Origin of the sequence: Pseudonocardia oceanicola, from assembly GCF_047200735.1 — a bacterium.
Classification (GTDB): domain Bacteria; phylum Actinomycetota; class Actinomycetes; order Mycobacteriales; family Pseudonocardiaceae; genus Pseudonocardia.
Genome location: NZ_JBJZON010000047.1, coordinates 1 through 20,969, shown reverse-complemented (window position 1 = coordinate 20,969; position 20,969 = coordinate 1). Strand labels below are relative to the sequence as shown.

Here is a 20,969-nt window from a genome sequence, read left to right as displayed (position 1 = left end):
CGGCGGTCGGGGCCCTCTGCTCGTGCGCCTGGGTGTCAGGCCATCGTGCCGGTGAAGAACACGGGCTCGTTGAAGTCGGCCGTGACCGCGATCTGCAACGGCCCGGTCGTGCCCTTCTTCGTCTTGAACCGGAACGGCACAGCGAGCGACTGGCCCGGGGCGATGTCCTGCGTGGCGAGGTCGACGCCCTCGAACACGCGCTCGGCCGGCGCGTTGTTCACGGTGGCGTTCATCGTGACCAGCGTGGCGCCGACCGGGTTATCGCTGCCGTTGGTGATCGTGACCGTCGACTCCCAGCCCTGCTCGCCGCTGCCGACGATGTACGGGTTGTCCGAGCTGTAGGGCTCCGGCGTGCTCGCCGACACCGCGACCCCGGATGCGTAGGTGTAGGTGTCGTTCAGGCCAACCGCCCCGCCCTCACGGGCGCTGTCGACCGCGCTGATCGCACCGCCGACGAGCGCGGTGCAGCCGGCGAAGGCGAGGATCGGGACCAGGACGAGCGCCCCGACGATCCACGGCCACTTCTTCCGCTTCTTCGGCGCCTGCTGCCGCGGCATCGGGGGCAGCGGCCGGTCGCCGGAGAACCCGAACTGCTGGCCGTCCTGGGCCGGCGGCGGGGGCGCCCACTGCTGGCCGTACTGCTGGGGCTGCGGCTGGGGGCGGTAGGGGCCCGGCTGGCCGCCGTACGGGTTGTGCTGGCCGTGCGGCGGGTAGGGCTGCTGGGGCATGGGGGAGCGACTCCTGTTCGTGTACTTCGTCCCCCGACGTCACACGGCCTGTCGCCGCGCGAGCTCGGGGCGTTACGGATCCTTCGGGACACCAGCCCCTCGGCTGGCGCGTTCGTCAGGCCTGGCGTCGTGTCCCCGCCGGCCGTCGCGCCAGCCGGCGGGGACGTCGACGCCGGTTCGGCGGCCGCCGCGGCGCCGGGGCCCGCGGCGGCGCGGCCGGGTCGGCCCGCCGGGAGCGGCGGGTCTCGATGGCCACGACGTCGACCAGGTCCTCGAACAGCGCGGCCTGCGCGGCGTGGAACTCGCAGGCGAGCTGCAGCACGCACTCGCCGCGCTCGAGGAGGTAGCTCGCCGTCTCGGTGCAGCGCCGCGCCGCGCACCTCATCGGGGCTCCATGGCGTCGGCCATCTCGTCGAGGTCTACGCCGAGGTGCTCGGCGTGCTGCCCGACGAGCCGGGCGGCCGTCCCGACGGTGATCGGCGGCGGCCCACCGGTCGCCGCGCAGGGCGGGCACAGCGTCAGGCACAGCACCCCGAGCGGTGTGGTGGCGGTGCGGACCGCGAGCGGCCCGTCAGCGGTTCCACAGGACTCGCAGCGGTGCCCGAGCGGGCATCGCGCTGCGCTGTCGAGGTTGAGCTCCTCGTATCGTGCTCGCACGGTCCATCGCCTCCTGGATAGGTGGTGGTCCTCAGGCCCGTGGCTGGTGCTCCCACACCGGCCACGGGCCGCTCTTTCATGGTTGATGCCAGCGCTTCCGAATCGGTTGCGGCAGCGCCGAGACGACAGTCGACCGACCGCACGCTTCCCCACGCGCGCCAGCCACCATCGCTGACCTTGTCACCCCGGCTTATTAGGTCCGGAGCAGCAACTCGAGCGGCGGCCTGGGTAGAGCCTCAACGGCCTCAGCGATCCTGCGGTTCTGCACCCGGGTGTAGACGTGCAGGGACGACAGATCCGAGTGACCAAGGAGGTCCTGCACCAGGCGTAGATCGCGGGTGTCCTCGGCGACGAGTGTCGCCACTCGATGCCGGAGAGAGTGGAGCGTGTCTGGAATACCTTCGCCGTGGAGGTACTCATTGCAGTACTGGCTGACGTGCTGAGCGGTGACCGGGCCGGTTCCACGTTGTCGCCGCCAGCAGAGACCGGAGGGCGCCATGAGCGGGTCGATGATCTCCCACACCCAGCCGGGGACCGGGATGTCCCGCTCGTGCTCCCCCTTCCCCACGATGCGGATCCAGTAAGTGCCACGGGCATCGAGGACGATGTTGCGCCGGTGCATCCCCGCGACCTCACCGGCACGCATTCCGCACCAGCCGGCCAGCAGAAGCCAGGGAAGGATGCGCCGTGGCGCGGCCGCGATTGCCGCCATGAGCCGGTCGTCGGGGATCGGCCGGGGCAGCTTCCTTCGCGGACGGGGAATCGCGAGCAACGCTGCGGGATCGTCCCGGCGCAGGCCCCGCTGGTGCAGGTAGCGGTAGTAGGGACGAATCATTGCCGTGCACCAGCGCAGCTTGTCCCGGCTGCGCATCGCGTTCTGCCACATCTCGAGCTCCTCGATCGTCGCGGTCGAGGGGTCGTGTCCGAGGAACTCGGCGAGCCAGGTCAGCACCTGGGCACGCGCTTTGATGGTGCGGTCAGCACGGCCGCACCGGCGCATCCAGTTCAAGTGCTCGACCAGATACCCGACGTGCTCCGTGCGGTACGACCCCTGAGGTGGGTCGGTCATCGCCTCGTCATTCGCGGTGCTATCCAGTCCCCCGACTAGGCGGACGACGTTGCCACCAGTAGTCAAGCGGACACACCGCGAAACGGGCGATACGGACGTCACAGTAACAGCTTGGTTGCAGGCTGTAATACTTGCAGCGTCCATCAGGCTGCAAGCGGATGAACGACAGGCGCAGTCGGACGAACACGCCTACTGCACCAACTCGATCTCGATGACGCTCGAGCCGGCCGAGTAGCGGCCCCGCAACGCGAGAAGGCCCCGCACCGCGGCGGTGCGGGGCCTTCTCGCGTCGATCGGGCGGGGCCGCGGGTCGAACGGGCGGGGCCGCGGGTCGAACGGGGCCGCGGGTCGAACGGGGCCGCGGGTCAGGGCAGGGTGGTGACCAGGTCGCCGATCTGCACCCGCGGGCCGGTGTAGAAGGGGATCTCCTCGCGGACGTGGCGACGTGCCTCGGTGCCGCGCAGATGGCGCATGAGGTCGACGATCCGGTACAGCTCGTCGGCCTCGAAGGCCAGGATCCACTCGTAGTCGCCCAGGGCGAAGGCGGGCACCGTGTTGGCCCGCACGTCCGGGTAGTCCCGGGCTTCCCTGCCGTGGTCGGCGAGCATCGTCCGGCGCTCGTCGTCGGGCAGGAGGTACCACTCGTAGCTGCGGACGAACGGGTACACGCAGACGTACTTCTTCGGGTCCTCGCCCGCGAGGAAGGCCGGGATGTGGCTCTTGTTGAACTCCGCCGGGCGGTGCAGCGCCGTCTGGCTCCACACCGGCACCGACGCGCGCCCGAGCGCGGTCTCGCGGCGGAGGTCGGCGTAGGCCGCCTGCAGCGCCTCGACGTTCTCCGCGTGCCACCAGATCATGTAGTCGGCGTCGGCCCGCAGGCCCGCCAGGTCGTAGACCCCGCGCACCACGACGCCCTTGCCCTCGAGGGCCTCCACGAACTCGGCGGCCTGGGTGGCCGCGCCGGAGCGCTCGTCGCCCAGCTTCCCGGGTTCCACCCGGAAGACCGACCACATGGTGTAGCGGATCGTCGCGTTCAGCTCGGCGTAGTCGAGGCGGGCCATGCGTCCATGGTGCCACGCGGCTCGCGGCGGGGATCTGCGGTCCCCACCGCTGCCGCCAGGCGTTCCGCGGCGGCGCGGGCGGTCCCGACGCAGGCCGGCACGCCGACCCCGTGCAGCGCGGCGCCGGCGACCTCCAGCCCCGGGATCTCCGCCACCGCGGCCTCCAGCGCGGCCACCCGGTCCAGGTGGCCGGGTGCGTACTGCGGCAGCCCGCCGCCCCAGCGCTGGACGTGCACCGCGACCGGGTCGGCGGTGATCCCCTGCAGCGTCGCGAGGTCCGCGCGGGCCCGCGCGACCAGCTCCGCGTCGTCGACCTGCAGGGTCGCGGCCTCGCCGAAGCGACCGAGCGAGACCCGGAGCCGGACGAGACCGTCGGGCGAGACGTGCGCCCACTTGGCCGACGAGTGCGTGGCGGCCTTGATCGCCAGCGGCTCGTCCGCCGCGACCAGCACCCCGGACGTCTCGGGCCCGACGATCCCGCGGAAGGCGAGGGCGACCACGACCGACGACGCGAGCTCGATCCCCGCGACCGCGGTCGCCGCGGCCGGGACGGGCCCCGCGAGGAGCTTCCGCACCGCCGGGGCCGGGACGGCGAGGACGACCGCGTCGACGTCGAGGGCCTCGGGCGCGGTCGTCGGACCGAGCACGAGCCGCCAGCCGCGCTTCCGGGCCTCCAGCTCCCGCACCGTGCTGCCCAGCCGCAGCTCGGCGCCGGACGCGGCGCGCAGGGCGTCGAGCAGCAGGCCGTAGCCCCCGCGGACGGCGCCGAACACGGGCCCGCCCGCCTGACCGGCCACACGGGGCCCGCCGGACTCCCGGTCCGGAGCGGGCACGGGCGGGGCGGCGCGGGTCGCGGCCTCGGTGAGCGACGCGGCGCCGGCGTCGAGGGCGGCGGCGAGGGCGGGCACGGTGGCGCGCAGGCCGAGCGCGTCCACCCGGCCGGCGTAGACGCCGCCGAGCAGCGGGTCGGTCAGCCGGGCCGGGACCTCGGGGCCGAACCGCTCGCGCAGCAGGACCCCCAGCGCCGCATCCTGGCCGGCTTCCCACCCCAGCGGTTTCTCCGGCTCCGCGGCCGCGGCCGCGAGCCCGGCCTCGGACAGCACGCCGGCGAGCCGGGCCCCGGCCGTCGGGACGCCCATGAGGGTGCCGCCCGGCATGCCGACCGTGCGGCCGCCCGCGCGGATGGTCGGCCGCGCACCCGTGGGGTGCACGACCTCGTCCGCGAGACCGAGCTCGGCCAGCAGGGCGGGGACCTCGGGGCGGCGGGCGAGGAAGGCCTCCGCGCCGACGTCGAACGGGCGCCCGGCGAGGTCGACGGTCCGCAGCACGCCGCCGATCCGGCCCGACCGCTCGACCACCACGATCCGGGCCGCCGGCCCGAGCAGGGTCCGCAGCCGGTGGGCCGCGGCCAGTCCCGAGATCCCGCCCCCGACGACGGCGACCGATGGAGGGGCCGTGGGGGCCACTACAGCGAGTGCACCAGCTCGACGGTGCGGGTGATCATGTCGGGGTCGGTGCCCGGCAGCACCCCGTGCCCCAGGTTGAACACGTGCCCGGGCGCGCGGGCACCCTCGGCGGCGATCCGCCGGACCTCGTCGGCGACGGAGGCGAAGTCCGCGAACAGCACCGCGGGATCGAGATTGCCCTGCACCGGGACCCGGCCGCCGGCCCGACGGGCCGCGACGTCGAGCGGGGTGCGCCAGTCGACGCCGATGACGTCCGCACCGGCCTCGGTCATCGCGCCCAGCAGCTCGGCGGTGCCGACGCCGAAGTGGAAGCGCGGGATGCCGGCCCCCGCGACCCGGGCGAGCACGGCGGCCGAGTGCGGCAGCACGAAGCGCCGGTAGTCCCGCTCGGAGAGCGCGCCCGCCCAGGAGTCGAACAGCTGGACGGCGTCGACCCCCGCGGCGATCTGCGCCTCCAGGAACGTGGCCGTGATCTCGGCGAGGTGCGCCATCAGCGCGTGCCACACGTCCGGGGCGGACCGCATCAGCGCCTTGGTCCGCTCGTGGTTGCGGCTGGGCCCGCCCTCCACCAGGTACGAGGCCAGGGTGAAGGGGGCGCCCGCGAAGCCGATCAGGGGCGTCTCCCCCAGCTCGCGCAGCAGCAGCGCCACCGCGTCCGTGACCGGCTCGACCTGGCCCGTGTGCAGCGTGGGCAGGGCGGCCACGTCGGCCGCGGTGCGTACCGGCGAGGCGACGACGGGCCCGGTGCCGGGCACGATGTCGACCCCGATCCCGGCGGCGTACAGCGGGACGACGATGTCGGAGAACAGGATCGCCGCGTCGACCCCGTGCCGGCGGATCGGCTGCATCGTGATCTCGCAGGTGAGGTCCGGGGTCAGGCAGGCCTGCACCATCCCGGTGTCCGCACGCAGGGCCCGGTACTCCGGCAGCGAGCGACCGGCCTGGCGCATGAACCACACCGGAAGGCGCTCGGGGCGCTCGCCGCGCGCCGCAGCGAGGAAGGCGGACCCGGGCAGCGACCTCCGGCTCGGCACGGTGGTGAGGGCGTTCATCACACCTCATCGTCCCACGTGGGCCGGGAGCGACGCAGATCGACCCGATCGGAGCGCGGCGCGCCTGTTTCCGCCGGTCCCGCCGCCGACCTACAGTCCCGCCCCGTGCCCGATCCCGCCGCCCCACCACCGCTGTTCCGCCGCGCGGTCGAGTCCCTCGCGGCCGTCCGGCCCCGACCCGAGCTGGTGGTCCGGCCGCTCGAGGCACCGCCGCGGCTCGCCCCGTACAGCTGGGCGACGAGCGTCGAGGCCGACATCGTGCACCGCGGGGACGGCACGGACGACCTGGACGAACCCGATACGTCCGGACGGCTGATCCTGCTGCACGACCCGGCCGGACAGGAGGCCTGGGAGGGGCAGTTCCGGTTCGTCTGTTTCGTCCAGGCGCGGCTCGAGCGCGAGCAGCTGGGCGACGAGATGCTCCCGGTCGTCGCGTGGTCCTGGCTCTCCGAGGCGCTCACCGACCTCGGCGGCCGGCACACCGCGCTCGGTGGGACCGTGACCCAGACCTCCTCGGTGCGCTTCGGCGACATCGCCGGCCCCAAGCGGGACGACGACGTGGAGCTGCGCGCCTCCTGGACGCCACTGGAACCGGAGGGGGACCTTGCGGCACACGGGGAGGCGTTCTGCACACTGGTGGCCACCGCTGCGGGACTTCCGCCGGTGGGAGTTCGGACACTCGCGCGGCGAAGTGTGTGATTCGGGAGCGAACGTGCTGGTCACGGACCGGGTACGGAGCGTTGATCACCCGACTGGGCGCATCACCGCCGACAACGCTGTAACTTTCACCCGGAGAAGTTCGATCGGATACACGACGTTAGACCGCTTGGGGGGCTACAGTTCCTCCACGACACCTCCTCGGGCGGTCGGGCGCAACTCTCCGTCCCACCGGGGTCCCGGTGTTGGTCGGGGGGCAACGACCGACTCCAGGGAGGTAGTGACGTGGCCGTAGTAGGCCAGGGCACACCCTTGCGCGGCACCCCGGGTGCCGTGCTCCAGCCCGCGATGGTTCCCCATCCGCGGGAAGAGCAGTTCACCGTGCTGGTGGTCGACGACCACCCGCTGCTGCGGGAGGCCATCGCGGCCCGGCTGCGGTCCATGGGCGCCGGCACGGTGCACGAGGCGGCCTCGGTCGCCGAGGCACGTGCGCGGGCGCAGGCCAACGGGCCGTGCGACCTCGCGATCCTCGACCTCGGCCTGCCGGACGGCAGCGGCCTCGACCTCGTCACCGAGCTGCGCCAGCTCGGGTGGAACCGGCTGGTCGTGCTGGCCTCCTCGGACGATCCGTACGCCGTCCGCTCGGCCTTCCAGGCCGGGGCGCAGGCGTACCTGCTCAAGTCCGCCTCACCCGCCGTCGTCACCGACGGGGTCAAGCGGGTGCTCGACGGCGGGGTCTACGCCGACCCGACCGTCGCGCCCCTGCTGGCGACGGGCACCCGCGTGCCGGGGACCGACAACACCCCGCGGGAGCTGTCGGCCCGTGAGGTCGAGGTGCTCCAGCTCGTGGCGGACGGTCAGTCGAACAAGGAGATCGGCGAGGCGCTGAGCCTGTCCGCGCTGACCGTGAAGAGCCACCTCTCGCGGATCGGGCGCAAGCTCGGCACCGGTGACCGCGCGCAGATGGTCGCGCTCGCCATGAGAGCCGGGGTCATCCGCTGACAGGAGATGATGCTCGCGGAGTCGACCGTTGACTCTGCACGGCTCGGGGGGCGGGCCGGCGCCGCGTGATGCGGCGGCCGGCCCCTCAGCCGTGCCTGCGGAGGCGGAGCGTGCGAAGCCGACCGTCGACGGGGGCACCTCGGGCGACGCAGAGGGGGAAGCCCCCACGCCGCTGCTGCGGCCGGTCGACGGGCTCCCCGAGGTCGTGCGGGACGCGGCCGCGCTCGCCGACACCACGGCGGCGCTGGCGGCCGGGACCGGACCGATCGCCGTCGACGCCGAGCGCGCCTCCGGATTCCGGTACTCCCAGCGCGCCTACCTGGTGCAGCTGCGCCGGGCCGGGTCCGGTACCGCGCTCGTCGACCCCATCCCTCTCGGGGGCGACCTGACCGGGCTGGCGCCGGCCCTCGACGGCCCCGAGTGGGTGCTCCACGCGGCCTCGCAGGACCTGCCCTGCCTCGCCGAGGCGGGACTGCGCCCGGCCCGCCTGTTCGACACCGAGCTGGCCGGCCGGCTGGCCGGCCTGCCCCGCGTCGGCCTCGGCCCGCTCACCGAGCGGATGCTCGGGCTGAGTCTGGAGAAGGGCCACGGCGCGGCGGACTGGTCCCGCCGCCCGCTGCCCGAGGACTGGCTCGTCTACGCCGCGCTCGACGTCGAGGTGCTCGTCGAGCTGCGGGACGCCCTGGCCGCGCTGCTGCAGGAGCAGGGCAAGCTCGGGTGGGCGCTCGAGGAGTTCGAGGCGGTCCGCACGGCCGGGCCGCCGCCCCCGCGCGCCGATCCGTGGCGACGCACGTCGGGGATCCACAAGGTGCGCAAGCCGCGGGCGCTCGCCGCCGTCCGGGCGCTGTGGGAGGCCCGGGACCGGCTGGCCGCCGAGCGGGACGTCGCGCCCGGCCGGGTACTGCCGGACTCGGCGATCGTGGAGGCGGCCGTCGCCTCCCCCACCAGCCCCAAGGCGCTCTCGCAGCTGCCGGTCTTCCGCGGGCGGGCGCAGCGCCGGCTCGAGTCGTACTGGTTCGAGGCGCTCCGGTCGGCGCAGACCCTGCCCGACTCCGAGCTCCCCCGGTCCGCCGCGGCCGCCGACGGGCCGCCGCCGGTGTCCCGCTGGTCCGATCGCGACCCCGCCGCCGCGGCCCGGCTCTCCGCCGCCCGCACCGGCCTCGCCGAGCTGTCCGAGAGCTGGTCGGTGCCGGTCGAGAACCTGCTGCAGCCGGACCTGCTGCGCCGGCTGTGCTGGTCCCCGCCGTCGGACGGGGACGTCCCGCTCTTCCTCGAGCGGGGCGGCGCGCGGACCTGGCAGATCGCGCTGACCGCCCCGGTGCTCGAGAAGGCCCTCTCCCCGCGGACGCAGCCGTAGGTCCCTGCGCGCCGGCGCCCGGCGGCATCCGGAGCGGGGTCGTCCGCCCCTGATCTCCGGCCTCACCCGGACTCACACTCGACGCGGGACGAGCGGGAGGTGTGTCCGATGATCGCGCTGATCGCGTTCGCGACCCGGCACGGGTCCACCGAGGGGGTGGCCGACCGGCTCGGCCGCGGGCTCCGTTCGAGCGGCATCGCCGCCGAGGTGCGCCCGGTCGCGGAGCTCACGGACCTCGCCGGCTACGACGCGGTGGTCCTCGGCAGCGCCGTCCACAACGGGAGATGGCTCCCGGAGGCCCGTGAGTTCGCCCTGCGCAACGCCGCGACGCTGCGCGAACGGCCGACATGGCTCTTCAGCGTCGGCACGCTGGGCGATCAGGAGAGCATGATCGCGCCGGCGGTCGCGCGCGCGCTCCGTGCCCTGCGCACGGAGACCCCCGAGGTCACCGCGCTGCGGAGCGCGATCCACCCCCGCGAGCACCGGAACTTCGCGGGGGCGATCGCCCGGGGGGACTGGTCCCGCGCCGGCGACGTCTTCCTCCGCGTCCTGGGCGGACACCACGGCGATCACCGCAACTGGCCGGCGATCGACGCCTGGGCCGCGGACATCGCCGCCCGGCTCACCACCGCGTCGACCGGGCCGGGCTGAGCGAGGGGCCGGGCCGAGCGAGGGGCCGGGCGGGCCGGAGGCGGGCCCGGTCCCTACGGCCCCACCCGCTCGCCGCGCCTGACTGCGCGGACCGTGCGGCGGACCGTCGTGACGCCCTTGCGCACCTTCCGCAGTCCGTCGACCTGGGTGGCCTTGTGCAGCTGGTAGCGCCAGGCCTCGGGGTGGTCGCCGCGACGGTCGAGCAGCGTGTAGGCGAACCGGACCGGGTCCTGGGTGTCCAGATACCGGTCGACCTCCTCGAACCAGTGCATGTTCCGCAGCGCCTGCTCCTGCACCCGCCCGACCTCGGCGCGCCGCAACGCGTCGTAGGCCGCGATCGCGCCCGGCAGGTCGTCGGCGAAGAGCCTCAGGGACTCGGCGAGCCGGACGGCGTCCTGCACGGCCAGCACGGTGCCCGAGCCGATCCCGAAGTGCGTGGTGTGCGCGGCGTCGCCCATCAGCACGGTGTTGTCCTGGCGCCAGGTGGCGTTGCGCAGGTGCCGGAAGGTGAGCCAGGGCTCGGCGGCACCCGAGCCGCCGACCCGACCCGGCGGGCGCATCAGCGGCTCGCCGTCGAGCGGCCCGGCGAAGATCTCCGCGACGCGGGCGATGCCCTCGTCGACGCCCGCGGTGTCCAGGCCGAGTCCCGCCCAGGTCTGTGGGGAGCACTCCACGATGCAGGTGCTCGTGCCGCCGGTCGACGGGTAGGCGTAGAACCAGATCCAGCCCGCGTCCGTGCGCTCGAAGGCGAAGGTGAACCGTTCGAGGTAGCGCGAGGTGCCGAGCCAGACGTAGCGGTTGCGCCCGGTCGTCACCGAGGTGCCGAAGTCGTGCGCGGCCCGCACCCGGCTGCCCGCCCCGTCCGCGGCGATCACGAGGTTGGCCTCGGAGCCGAGGTCGGACACCCGGTCCTCGGGCAGCTCGGTCTCCCAGCGGATCGTGACGCCGAGCTGCGCGGCCCGGGCGGCGAGGATCTCCAGCAGCGCGGCGCGGCCCATCGAGAAGCCGTACTTGCCGCCGAGGTGCACGGGCGGCCGCCCCCCGATCCGGACGACCTGGTCGCCCCAGAGGATCGCCGCCTCGCGGATGGCGCGGCCGCTCTCGGCGTCGTGCCGGTAGAGGTCGTCGAGGAGGTCCTCGCCGAACGTGATGCCCCAGCCGTGGGTGGCACCGGGTGCGTTGCGCTCCAGCACCTCGACCTCGGCCGTCGGGTCGGCCAGCTTCGCCAGGATCGCCGAGTACAGGCCGGCGGGTCCGCCGCCGACGCACAGCACCTTCATGTCGTGCCCTCCCCCTCGTCCACCGGAGTCCAACACGTCGCGGGTTAACGCCGGGCGTCCGGGCCGCGAACGTAGCAAGACACTCGTTCGGACTATTGCCGGGGACCTTCCCGGCGATCCGGGGCGGTGCACCTGTGCGTTCCGCAACGAGGTGGCTGGGCTACGGTCGATCGTGTCGCACGCGACCTCCCGGTCGTTGGACGCAGTGTCGTCGTCGGGCACACATCAGGGGGAGCCAGCTTGTTCGCACGAACGGTCGCCGTCGTCGGCACGGGCTACGTGGGGTTGACCACCGGGGCCTGCCTCGCCTCGCTCGGCCACCGGGTGGTCTGCGCCGACATCGACGAGACGAAGGTCGCCGCCCTCTCCCGCGGGGAGATCGCCATCCGCGAGCCCGGTCTGGCGGAGCTCGTCGCCGAGGGCCTGGCCGCCGGCCGGCTCTCGTTCGTCGTCGGTGCGGCCCAGGCACTCAAGGAGCTGGAGTCCGAGGGCCGCGCGGTCGAGGTCATGTTCCTCTGCGTCCCCACGCCCATGGGCGTCGGCGGGGTCGCCGACCTGGCCGCCGTCGAGGCCGTCGTCGAGGAGGTCCGCGAGGCCATGCCCGCCGGCTGCGTGGTCGTCAACAAGTCGACCGTGCCGGTGGGCACCGCGGACCGCACCGCGGAGCTGCTCGGCCGGGAGGACGTCGAGGTCGCCAGCAACCCGGAGTTCCTCCGCGAGGGTTCCGCGGTGCACGACTTCCTGCACCCGGACCGTATCGTGGTCGGCTCGAACTCCTCGCAGGACGCGGCCGAGCGCGTCGCCGCCCTCTACGCCCGCCTCGGTGCGCCCACCGTGCTCACCGACGCGGCCAGCGCGGAGATGATCAAGTACGCGGCGAACTGCTTCCTCGCCATGAAGCTCTCCTACGTCAACGCGCTGGCGGAGCTGTGCGAGCGGGTCGACGCGGACGTCGCCGACGTGACCGAGGGCATGGGCTACGACCGCCGGATCGGCCAGGCCTTCCTGTCCCCCGGCCCGGGCTGGGGCGGCTCCTGCCTGCCCAAGGACACCCACGCCCTGCTGCAGGTCGCGGACTCGGCGGACTTCGAGTTCCGGCTGCTGCGGGCCAGCATCGACACCAACACCCGCCAGTTCCAGCGGATGGTCGACAAGGTCCGGGTGGCGGTCACCGGCCGCCGCGGCGGGCCCCTCACCAAGACCCGGCTGGCCCTGTTCGGGCTCACCTTCAAGGCGGGCACGGACGACCTGCGGGACTCCCCGGCCCTCGGCGTGGCCGCGCTGCTGCGCCAGGCCGGCGCCGAGCTCGTCGCCCACGACCCCGGTGTCACGGTGGGCTCGAGTGCCGCGGGCACGCTCGACCCCCGCATGCTCACCCTGGTCGACGACCCGTACGAGGCCGCCGCCGGCGCCGAGGCCATCGTGGTGCTGACCGAGTGGCCCGAGTTCCGGTCGCTGGACTGGACCCGGCTCGCGGAGACGGTCGCCGCGCGGACGGTCGTCGACACCCGCAACCTGCTCGACCCGGCCGTGGTGCGCCGCGCGGGCTTCGCCTGGTCGGGGATCGGCCGGCAGGCGCGGGAGAGCCCGCACGCCCGCCGGGGCCACGGGTGACCCACCCGGGCACCGCGCCGACCCCGCCCCGGACGGGGCTCCACGGGCGGATCCACGCGATCCGCCGGGAGCTCGCAGTCCCGCTGTACCGCAACACCTACGCCCTGATGCTCAACACGGCGGTGAACTCCGCCTTCGGGCTGCTCTACTGGGTCGTCGCCGCCCGGACCTACCCCGAGGCCGAGGTCGGCCGCGGCAACGCGCTGACCTCGCTGATGCTGCTGGTGTCGGTGCTGACCCAGCTGAACTTCAGCCAGGCGCTCATCCGCTTCCTGCCCCGGTCGGGGACGGCCTCGGCGCGGCTGATCCTGGTGTCCTACGCCGTGTCGTCCGGGCTGGGCATCCTCGGCGCGGGTGGGGTCGCGGTCTACTGCCACCTGTTCCGCGACCCGGGCGACCCCCTCCACATGTCCCTGCCCTTCGGCCTCTGGTTCGTGGCCTCGGTCGTCATCTGGTCGCTGTTCAACCTGCAGGACGCGGCGTTGACCGGACTGCGCGAGTCCCTGTGGATCCCGCTGGAGAACGGGATCTACGGGATCGTCAAGCTGGTCCTGCTGGTCGTCGTGGCGCAGACCGCGGTGAGCGACGGCGTGTTCACCTCCTGGACGCTGCCGGTGATCGCGCTGATCGTCCCGGTCACGCTGCTGCTCTTCCGGAGGCTGCTGCCCCGGCACGTCGCGGCCACCCGGGCCGACCAGGAGCCGGTGAGCCGCCGGACGCTGGCCCGGTACATGGCGGGCGACTACGCCGGCCAGGTCTTCAACCAGATGTCGTCGACCTTCCTGCCGGTCCTGATCGTCGGGCTGATGGGCCCGGAGGAGGGCGCGTACTTCCTCCCGGCACAGACGGTCTTCACGGCGATCAACCTGCTGACGATGGGCATCACCTCGTCGCTGATCGCCGAGGCGGCCCGCGACCCCGCCCACGGGCACCGGTACGCCCGCGCGGTGCTGCGCCGCATCGCGCTCACCGTGCTCCCCGCCTCGGTGGTGATCGCCCTGGTCGCGCCCTGGCTGCTGCAGCTCTACGGCACGCAGTACCGGGAGAACGCCACCTTCCTGCTGCAGCTGCTGATGATCTCGGTGTTCCCGCGCGTGGTCGTGTCGCTGTACATGACGATGGCGCGCCTGGAGAACCGCACGGCCCCGCTCGCCTGGATCCAGCTGGTGCAGTCGGTGCTGCTGATCGCCGGGGTCGCGGTCCTGCACGGGCCGCTCGGGCTGAACTCGGTGGGCTGGGTGACGCTCGTGGTCGAGATCGTGCTCGCCCTCGCCGTCGGGCCCGTGGTGCTGCGCTGGCTGCGCGGGCACCGGACCGGGCACGTCCCGGCGGCCGCGACCACCGGCGGGGAGGGCCGGCCCGGGCTCCGCTGAGACCCGGGTCAGGCCTTGACGAACCGCTCGGGGACCGGGGTGCCGTGGCGCCACATGTCGCCGAGCGCGCGGTCGAATTCGCGCGGCTGCAGCCGCACCAGCCCGCCGCCGGGGTTGTGCGTGATCTCGCCGAAGAAGATCGCGCCGTCGACGTTGTAGAGGTCGATCCGGGCGAAAGCGAATTCGGCACTCAGTGCCTCGGCGATCCCGAGCATCTCCGCGTAGTTCGCCGGCTGCTCGGGGAGCCTCTCGGCAAAGGCGAACCGGCCGCTGATGTCGTATTGCTTCCACTCGGGCGTGAGCATGGTCGACGTGTGCCCGGTGAACCGGTCCTGGTCGACCACGACCATGCCGCAGACGCCGCCGAACATGAAGAACTTGTAGTCGATCGGCGCGTCCCCCTCGGGCGTGCCGATGAACTTCTCGACGACCGCGCGGGGGGTGAGGCCGCGGTACGGCGTCTCCCGCCACCCCGCCCGGTAGAAATCCGTGCCGAGCCAGCGCCGAACCGTCTCGCGGATCGCCGCGCGGTCCGCGGCGGCCAGGTCCGGGACCAGCACGGTCATGTCGCAGCCGTGCGTTCCCTTGATCACGCACGGACCGGGGATCGCGTCGAAGTCGAGATCGGCGGCGTTGTCCACGACCTGGTACAGCGGAATGAGGTAATCCTTGCCTACCTTTTCCGCGACGTACTCGCGCACCTCGTATTTGTCTGACGTCTGCCGCACGACCGGTTCCTGCTCGCGCAGGTTCTTCGCGGCGAGCAGCTGGGACCAGGTCACCGGGTTGCGCAGCGTGCTGAGTTCGCCCTGGAAGAGGGCGTGCTTGGCGATGGCGAAGGGCCGGTCCGGGAGGAAACGCAGCCGGCGGGCGAGGAGAACCCGCGCATCGAACGTCATCCTCGGGACGATAGCGGAGTACCCGCGAGGCCGCGCCGTCACGTCCTGGAAACACCAAGAGTGACCGTGTACCCGCAATCACACCGCGGCACGCGAACCGAAAGAGTGAATGGGGCCGAAGACAGGCACTGTGAGCACAATTGATAGGGTCCGATTCGTGCCGAAGAATGCAGCGGTGGTCTCGGTGATCACGCCGGCGTACAACGTCGGGCGGTGGATCGGGGAGGCCGTCGACTCGGTGAGGCGGCAGAGCGAGGACCGCTTCGAATACGTCGTCGTGGACGACGGCTCCACGGACGACACGGCGGACATCGTCCGCGGCAGGGCGGCCCTCGACGCCCGGATCCGGCTCGTCCCGACCACCAACGCGGGCTCCGGCGCGGCGCGCAACCTCGGCATCGCCGAGACCACCGCGCCCTTCGTGGCCTTCCTCGACGGCGACGACCGCTGGCACCCGGAGTTCCTCCGCCGCCAGCTGCACACCCTGCACACCGCGCCCGGCCCGATCGGCGCGACCTTCTGCCACACCCGCGTGATGCTGGAGAGCGGGCGCGTCGTGGGCCCGCGCTGGCAGCCCGCCGGCCCGTGCGACATGGACCGGTTCCTCGCCGAGAACAACCCGACGCACAACGGCAGCTCACTGGTGATCCGCCGGAGCTGCTTCGACGAGGTCGGCGTGTTCGACACCAGCATCGCCAGCGCCGTCGACCTGGAGATGTGGCTGCGGATCGGCGCCTGGTCGTCGACCCCGCTCTTCTACGGCATCCGCCGCTACCTGGTCGACATGCGGCTCATGCGCACCGGCAGCATCAGCTCGAACCGCGGCGCGCGGTACGAGGCGCTGGACAAGATGCTCACCGAGTACGCGCCGATGATGACCCGGCTGCACCCGGGGCTGGCCTACGTGCAGCCCGCGGTCTTCGCCTACCGGGACGGGCACGACGAGATCGCCGAGCGATGGGCCCGGCAGGCCCTGGCCGCCGGCCCCGCCCGCCTCGCCCGCAGCCGCTGGGGTCAGTCGCTGCTCGGCTGGCACGGTGCCGGGCCCGCCGGCCGGGTCAAGATGCGCGCCGCCCGGGACGCCGCACGGGCGAGCATCTACGGCGGGATCTCGAAGGTCGTCCAGTCGGTCGGCTGACGGAGCCGGGCGCTCAGCCCCACCCCGTGGGCAACCGGACCACCACGGTCAGGCCCCCACCCGGCACCGGCTCGGCCCGGACCCCGCCCCCGTGCGCCGCGACCACGGCCCGCACGATCGACAGTCCCAGCCCCGAACCCGCGGTTCCGCCCGTGCGCGGCACGGGGCCGCGCCGGAAGGGCTCGAACAGCTCCCCCACCCGCGTCGGGTCGATCTCCGGCCCGCTGGAGGAGACGCGCAGCTCGGCATCGCCCTCGACGAGCCGGGTGCCCACCTCGATCCAGCCGCCGTCGACGTTGTGCCGCACGGCGTTCTCCACCAGGTTCCCGGCCACCCGCTCCAGCAGCGCGGGATCCCCGAAGACCGGCGCCGGGCCACCCGTCGTCCGCACCCGCAGGCCCCGGCGGGCCGCCTCCGTCGCGGTGACCCGCACGGCGTGCGCCCCGGTGTCGCGCAGGTCGACGGGCCGCCGGGCGCGTTCGGCGATCTCCCCCAGCGCCTCGGTCCGGGCGAGCAGCAGCAGCCCGGACACGAGATCGTCCGCGCGGCGCGTGGCGTCGCGGACGACCTCGCCCATCCGGCGCAGCTCGGCGAGGTCGGCCGCCGGGTCGGCCAGGGTCACGTCGACCTCGGTACGCAGCACGGACAGCGGGGTGCGCAGCTCGTGGCTGGCGTTGGCGACGAAGCGCCGCTGCACCTCGAACGCACCCTGCAGCCGGTCCAGCATGGCGTCGAAGGTGGTGGCGAGCTCGGCCAGTTCGCCGCGGGCCTCGCGCAGGTCCAAGCGGGCGTCGAGGTTCTCGGCCGAGAGCCGCCGGGCGGTCGCGGTGACCTCGTGCAGCGGGGCGAGGACCCGCCCGACCAGCACCCACGACGTCAGCCCCGCGGCCACCACGACCAGCGGGAAGGCGATCAGCCCGGCGTGCAGCACCTCGGCCCGCGCCGCGTCCCGCACCGCGGCGGTGACCTGCTCGGCCGGGACCTCCACGGAGCCGACACGAACCGGGGTCCCGGGCGGCAGCGAGGGCACCGACGCCGCGACCCCGCCCACGAGCAGCCACGCCAGCCACAGCAGCAGGGCGCTGACCAGCGCGACCAGGGCCGTGCCGAGCAGCGTCAGCTGCCAGCGCAGCGTGAGCCGCGTGCGCACCCGCCCTCCCCGGCCGGTCCGTCAGCCGGCGGACGGCACCCGGTACCCGGCGCCGACCACGGTCTCGATCACGCCCGGCTCGCCGAGCTTCTTGCGCAGGGTCATCACGGTGACCCGGACCGTGGTCGTGAAGGGGTCCGCGTTCTCGTCCCAGACCCGCTCGAGGAGCTCCTCGCTGGAGACGACCGCGCCGCCGGCACCCATCAGCACCTCGAGCACGCCGAACTCCTTGCGGGTCAGCTCGACCGGGCTCGCCGCGCGGGTCACCGTGCGCCGCGCCGGGTCGAGCGCCACGTCCCCCGCCACGAGCACGGGCGGCACCGCCGGCGCGGACCGCCGGCCCAGCGCCCGCACCCGCGCGACCAGCTCGGGGAAGTCGAAGGGTTTGGCGAGGTAGTCGTCCGCCCCGCGGGAGAGCCCGTCGACCTTGTCCTCGAGCGTGCCGCTGGCGGTGAGCATGAGGACCCGCGTGGTGCCGCCCCCGCCCACGATGGCGGCGCACAGGTCGTCGCCCGGCATCCCGGGCAGGTCCCGGTCCAGCACGACGACGTCGTAGCGGGTGATCGAGGACTTCTCGTGCCCGGTGTCGCCGTCGAGCGCGACGTCGACCGCCATGCCCTCCCGCCGCAGGCCGCGGGCGACCGCCTCCGCCAGCGGGGCCTCGTCCTCGACGACCAGGACGCGCATCAGCCCCCCTGCTCGCCCGAGGGCTCGCCGGAGTCCAGCGCGGCGGCGGTGGGATCGGCCGCACCCTCCACCACCGGCCCCCCGGGCAGGCACCCCGGGACCTTCACGGCCCACTCGGTCACCCGGCGGGCCACGTCCTGCGCGGTGAGCCCGACGGCGGTCAGCACGTCCGACCGGGCGCCGTGCTCGAGGAACTCCTGCGGCAGGGCCACGTCCCGCTGCGGGACGTCGACCTCGGCGGTGCGCAACGCGTCGGCCAGGGCCGAGCCGAACCCGCCGTGCCGCCCGGCGTCGGCGACGGTGACGACGAGCTGGTGCGCCCGCGCCATCTCGACCAGCTCCGGCGGCACCGGCAGCACCCACCGCGGGTCGACGACCGTGACGGGCACGCCCTGCCGGGTCAGCCGCTCGGCGGCCTCCACCCCCAGCTCGCCGAACGCACCCACGCACACCATCAGCACGGACGGCTCGGACCCGTTGACCCGGTCCTCGCGCAGCACGTCGACGGTGCCGGCGCGGCGCACGGCCGGGACCGACTCGATGACCGGGCCCTTCGGGAAGCGCAGCGCGGTGGGCCCGTCGTCGACCGCGACGGCCTCGCCCAGCTCCTCGCGGAGGGTGTCGGCGTCGCGGGGGGCGGCGACCCGGATGCCCGGGACGACCCCGAGGATCGACAGGTCCCACATGCCGTTGTGCGAGGGCCCGTCGTTGCCGGTGACCCCAGCCCGGTCGAGCACCAGCGTGACGGCCTCGCGGTGCAGCGCCACGTCCATCATCAGCTGGTCGAAGGCGCGGTTGAGGAAGGTCGAGTAGACCGCGACCACCGGGTGCATCCCGCCGCGCGCGAGGCCGGCCGCCGAGGTGAGCGCGTGCTGCTCGGCGATCCCGACGTCGACGCAACGCTCCGGGAACTCCTGCTGGAACGTCGCGAGCCCGGTCGGTCCCAGCATCGCCGCGGTGATCGCGACGAGATCGGGCCGCTCGGCGCCGAGGCGGACGAGCTCCGCGGCGAACACGCTGGTCCAGCCGGTGGTCTTCGGGCCGGTCGGCAGGCCCGTCCGCGGGTCGAAGGCCGCCGGGCTGTGCATCTGCTCGGCCTCGTCGTTCTCGGCCGGGGCGTAGCCGTTGCCCTTGCGGGTCACCGCGTGCACCACGACCGGGCCGCCGAAGTGCCGGGCGCGGCGCAGCGCGGACTCCATGGCGGCCACGTCGTGCCCGTCGACCGGGCCGAAGTACTTCAGGCCGAGATCGGCGAACAGCTCCTGCGGGCTGATCGCGTCCTTGAGGCCGGCCTTGAGCGCGTGCAGGCCCGCGTACACGGCCGGGCCGACCACCGGCGTGCCGCGCAGGGTGTGCTTGCCGGCCTCGAGCAGCTTCTCGTACCCCGGCTGCAGGCGGAGCGTGGCGAGCCGGTCGGCGAGGCCGCCGATGGTCGGGGCGTAGGAGCGGCCGTTGTCGTTGACCACGACGACGACGTTGCGGTCCGTGGCCGCGGCGATGTTGTTCAGCGCCTCCCAGGCCATGCCGCCGGTGAGGGCCCCGTCGCCGATCACGGCCACGACGTGCCGCTGCTGGCCGGTCAGCGAGTAGGCCCGGGCGAGCCCGTCGGCCCAGGACAGCGACGACGAGGCGTGGCTGGACTCCACGTGGTCGTGCACGCTCTCGGCCCGGCTGGGGTAGCCGGAGAGCCCGCCGGTCTTCTTCAGCCGGTCCCAGCCCTCCTGACGGCCGGTGAGCAGCTTGTGCACGTAGGCCTGGTGCCCGGTGTCCCAGATCAGGGTGTCCCGCGGGGAGTCGAACACCCGGTGGACCGCGATGGTCAGCTCGATCACGCCCAGGTTCGGCCCGAGGTGGCCGCCGGTCCGGGACACCGCGCTGACCAGGAAGTCCCTGATCTCCGACGCCAGCCCGGCCAGCGCGTCGGGGCCGAGCCGCTTCAGATCGGCCGGGCCCCGGATCGACGACAGAACGGAGGTTGGCTGCACGCTCACGTCCGCCACTCTACGAGCGGTGGCCGGTTCCGGGCCCGGCGGACACCGGACCGTGACACCGCGCTCACGCACGGGTGGCGGGCTCCAGCAGGTCGGCGACGTGCGCGAGCTCGTTGACCGTCCGTGCCTTGCGGACCCCGTCGCGGCGGGCGACGACCCTGGTCAGGCCCGTGTAGTCGAGCGGGAAGGGCAGCGCCGGCTCGATCCCGAGCAGGTGCCCGAGATAGATGTTGATCACGCCGGCGTGCGCGAACACGACGGCGGTCCGCCGGCCCGGGTGTGCGGCGACGATCTCCTCCAGCGCGGCGACGACCCGGGCGCGGAAGGCCGGGACGTCGACGTGCTCGGGCAGGTGGCCCTCCACCATCCGGCGCCACTGCTCCGGGTTCTCCCGGGCCAGCTCGTGCACCGGCAGGTACTGCTGCTCGTCGGCGTCGTACTCGCGCAGGTCGTGCACCGTGCGCACGGCCAGGCCACGGGCCAGGGCGAGCGGCTCGGCGGTCTGCCGCGCGCGGGCCATGGTGCTGGCGTAGACCGCGTCGATCGGGTCGCCCGCCAGCGCGTCGACCACCCGCCCGGCCTGCCGGCGGCCCAGCTCGGTGAGCGCCGGATCGGCGCGGACCGCAGCCTCGGGCGCACCGTCGATCCGGTCCGGCAGTCCGTGCCGGACCAGGACCAGCCGCATGGTCTAGAGCTTCCCGCCGGTGGCCACGTGGTCGCCGTGGCCGGCCTCGCGCAGGGAGGTCCGCAGCCGCTCGGCGATCCCGTCCTGCTCGGCGTCGTCGACGGACTTCGCGGCGTTGGCGAAGTCGAACGCCGCCATGTCCCACGCCGGGAAGACGTGCAGGTGCAGGTGCGGGACCTCGAACCCGGCGACCAGGAGGCCCACCCGCGGCGGCTGCCAGATCGCCTCGACCGCCTTGGCGATCGTGTGCGAGACGCCGGTGAGGTGCGCGACCAGGTCCGGGTCGGCGTCGACCCAGTGGTCGACCTCCTCGCGCGGCACCACCAGGGTGTGTCCCGGCCCGAGCGGGTTGATCGACAGGAACCCGACGCAGCGCTCGTCGGACCAGACGAACCGGCCGGGCAGCTCGCCGTCGATGATCTTCGTGAACACGGTGCTCATCACGGCGGACT

21 protein-coding genes are annotated in these 20,969 nt (G+C 73.8%); 7 read left to right on the top strand and 14 right to left on the bottom strand.

Translation table 11 applies throughout. The features are described 5' to 3' along the window. Positions 1-35: 35 nt before the first annotated feature. The 7 genes from ACL02T_RS34045 to hemE all read right to left on the bottom strand — a co-directional run bounded on the left by ACL02T_RS34045 (position 36) and on the right by hemE (position 6,033). Positions 36-728 carry a hypothetical protein gene (locus ACL02T_RS34045; RefSeq protein WP_412834946.1) on the bottom strand — a complete coding sequence of 231 codons (693 nt, stop codon included), beginning with the start codon at positions 726-728 and terminating at the stop codon, positions 36-38. A 115-nt stretch (positions 729-843) separates the two neighbouring features. Continuing rightward, on the bottom strand, positions 844-1,113 hold the full coding sequence (locus tag ACL02T_RS34040; protein WP_412834945.1) for a hypothetical protein: 270 nt from the start codon (positions 1,111-1,113) through the stop codon (positions 844-846). After that, a complete protein-coding gene (locus ACL02T_RS34035; protein ID WP_412834944.1) occupies positions 1,110-1,385 on the bottom strand; it encodes a hypothetical protein in 276 nt (91 codons plus the stop codon). Before ACL02T_RS34035 ends, ACL02T_RS34040 begins: the two co-directional genes overlap by 4 nt. A 193-nt stretch (positions 1,386-1,578) precedes the next feature. Then, complete coding sequence (locus ACL02T_RS34030; protein WP_412834943.1) at positions 1,579-2,454, bottom strand: tyrosine-type recombinase/integrase; 876 nt, start codon at positions 2,452-2,454, stop codon at positions 1,579-1,581. Positions 2,455-2,819: 365 nt separating this feature from the next. Next, the gene (gene hemQ, locus ACL02T_RS34025; protein ID WP_412834942.1) at positions 2,820-3,515 is read right to left on the bottom strand and encodes a hydrogen peroxide-dependent heme synthase; all 696 of its coding nucleotides are present in this window, start codon (positions 3,513-3,515) and stop codon (positions 2,820-2,822) included. Beyond that, on the bottom strand, positions 3,488-4,981 hold the full coding sequence (gene hemG / locus ACL02T_RS34020; protein ID WP_412834941.1) for a protoporphyrinogen oxidase: 1,494 nt from the start codon (positions 4,979-4,981) through the stop codon (positions 3,488-3,490). Before hemG ends, hemQ begins: the two co-directional genes overlap by 28 nt. Further along, positions 4,981-6,033, bottom strand: coding sequence for a uroporphyrinogen decarboxylase (gene hemE / locus ACL02T_RS34015; protein ID WP_412834940.1), 1,053 nt, complete (start codon positions 6,031-6,033; stop codon positions 4,981-4,983). The genes hemG and hemE overlap by 1 nt, the downstream gene beginning before the upstream one ends. Before the next feature lie 105 nt (positions 6,034-6,138). On the opposite strand from hemE, the gene ACL02T_RS34010 reads away from it, so the two are divergent. From ACL02T_RS34010 to ACL02T_RS33995, 4 genes are all read left to right on the top strand, one after another. Continuing rightward, a complete protein-coding gene (locus ACL02T_RS34010; RefSeq protein ID WP_412834939.1) occupies positions 6,139-6,732 on the top strand; it encodes a DUF3000 domain-containing protein in 594 nt (197 codons plus the stop codon). A 306-nt stretch (positions 6,733-7,038) separates the two neighbouring features. Beyond that, positions 7,039-7,692: a response regulator gene (locus ACL02T_RS34005; RefSeq protein ID WP_156067259.1), complete on the top strand. Its 654-nt coding sequence runs from the start codon at positions 7,039-7,041 to the stop codon at positions 7,690-7,692. A gap of 91 nt (positions 7,693-7,783) precedes the next feature. Then, positions 7,784-9,049 carry an HRDC domain-containing protein gene (locus ACL02T_RS34000; protein ID WP_412834938.1) on the top strand — a complete coding sequence of 422 codons (1,266 nt, stop codon included), beginning with the start codon at positions 7,784-7,786 and terminating at the stop codon, positions 9,047-9,049. 108 nt (positions 9,050-9,157) lie between these two features. Then, positions 9,158-9,700: a flavodoxin domain-containing protein gene (locus ACL02T_RS33995; protein ID WP_412834937.1), complete on the top strand. Its 543-nt coding sequence runs from the start codon at positions 9,158-9,160 to the stop codon at positions 9,698-9,700. Positions 9,701-9,753: 53 nt separating this feature from the next. Here the strand turns inward: ACL02T_RS33995 and ACL02T_RS33990 are convergent, their stop codons facing one another. Beyond that, positions 9,754-10,980, bottom strand: a complete 1,227-nt coding sequence (locus ACL02T_RS33990) for an FAD-dependent monooxygenase (protein ID WP_412834936.1) — start codon at positions 10,978-10,980, stop codon at positions 9,754-9,756. A gap of 240 nt (positions 10,981-11,220) precedes the next feature. On the opposite strand from ACL02T_RS33990, the gene ACL02T_RS33985 reads away from it, so the two are divergent. After that, positions 11,221-12,594: a UDP-glucose dehydrogenase family protein gene (locus ACL02T_RS33985; protein WP_412834935.1), complete on the top strand. Its 1,374-nt coding sequence runs from the start codon at positions 11,221-11,223 to the stop codon at positions 12,592-12,594. Beyond that, positions 12,591-13,967: a lipopolysaccharide biosynthesis protein gene (locus tag ACL02T_RS33980; protein WP_412834934.1), complete on the top strand. Its 1,377-nt coding sequence runs from the start codon at positions 12,591-12,593 to the stop codon at positions 13,965-13,967. Before ACL02T_RS33985 ends, ACL02T_RS33980 begins: the two co-directional genes overlap by 4 nt. An 8-nt stretch (positions 13,968-13,975) precedes the next feature. On the opposite strand, the gene ACL02T_RS33975 is transcribed toward ACL02T_RS33980, so the two are convergent. Beyond that, on the bottom strand, positions 13,976-14,866 hold the full coding sequence (locus ACL02T_RS33975) for an ATP-grasp fold amidoligase family protein (RefSeq protein ID WP_412834933.1): 891 nt from the start codon (positions 14,864-14,866) through the stop codon (positions 13,976-13,978). Between the two features lie 157 nt (positions 14,867-15,023). Between ACL02T_RS33975 and ACL02T_RS33970 the strand changes: the two genes are divergently transcribed. Continuing rightward, the gene (locus ACL02T_RS33970; protein ID WP_412834932.1) at positions 15,024-16,004 is read left to right on the top strand and encodes a glycosyltransferase family 2 protein; all 981 of its coding nucleotides are present in this window, start codon (positions 15,024-15,026) and stop codon (positions 16,002-16,004) included. A 13-nt stretch (positions 16,005-16,017) separates the two neighbouring features. On the opposite strand, the gene ACL02T_RS33965 is transcribed toward ACL02T_RS33970, so the two are convergent. The 5 genes from ACL02T_RS33965 to ACL02T_RS33945 form a co-directional block, all read right to left on the bottom strand. Further along, a complete protein-coding gene (locus ACL02T_RS33965) occupies positions 16,018-17,154 on the bottom strand; it encodes a sensor histidine kinase (RefSeq protein WP_412834931.1) in 1,137 nt (378 codons plus the stop codon). A 21-nt stretch (positions 17,155-17,175) separates the two neighbouring features. Next, the gene (locus ACL02T_RS33960) at positions 17,176-17,841 is read right to left on the bottom strand and encodes a response regulator transcription factor (RefSeq protein WP_037041403.1); all 666 of its coding nucleotides are present in this window, start codon (positions 17,839-17,841) and stop codon (positions 17,176-17,178) included. Then, positions 17,841-19,826 carry a 1-deoxy-D-xylulose-5-phosphate synthase gene (dxs, locus tag ACL02T_RS33955; protein WP_412834947.1) on the bottom strand — a complete coding sequence of 662 codons (1,986 nt, stop codon included), beginning with the start codon at positions 19,824-19,826 and terminating at the stop codon, positions 17,841-17,843. The genes ACL02T_RS33960 and dxs overlap by 1 nt, the downstream gene beginning before the upstream one ends. A 70-nt stretch (positions 19,827-19,896) precedes the next feature. Then, the gene (locus ACL02T_RS33950) at positions 19,897-20,517 is read right to left on the bottom strand and encodes a histidine phosphatase family protein (protein ID WP_412834930.1); all 621 of its coding nucleotides are present in this window, start codon (positions 20,515-20,517) and stop codon (positions 19,897-19,899) included. Between the two features lie 3 nt (positions 20,518-20,520). After that, a partial coding sequence (locus ACL02T_RS33945; protein ID WP_412834929.1) for an HIT family protein occupies positions 20,521-20,969 on the bottom strand: 449 nt, incomplete at its 5' end.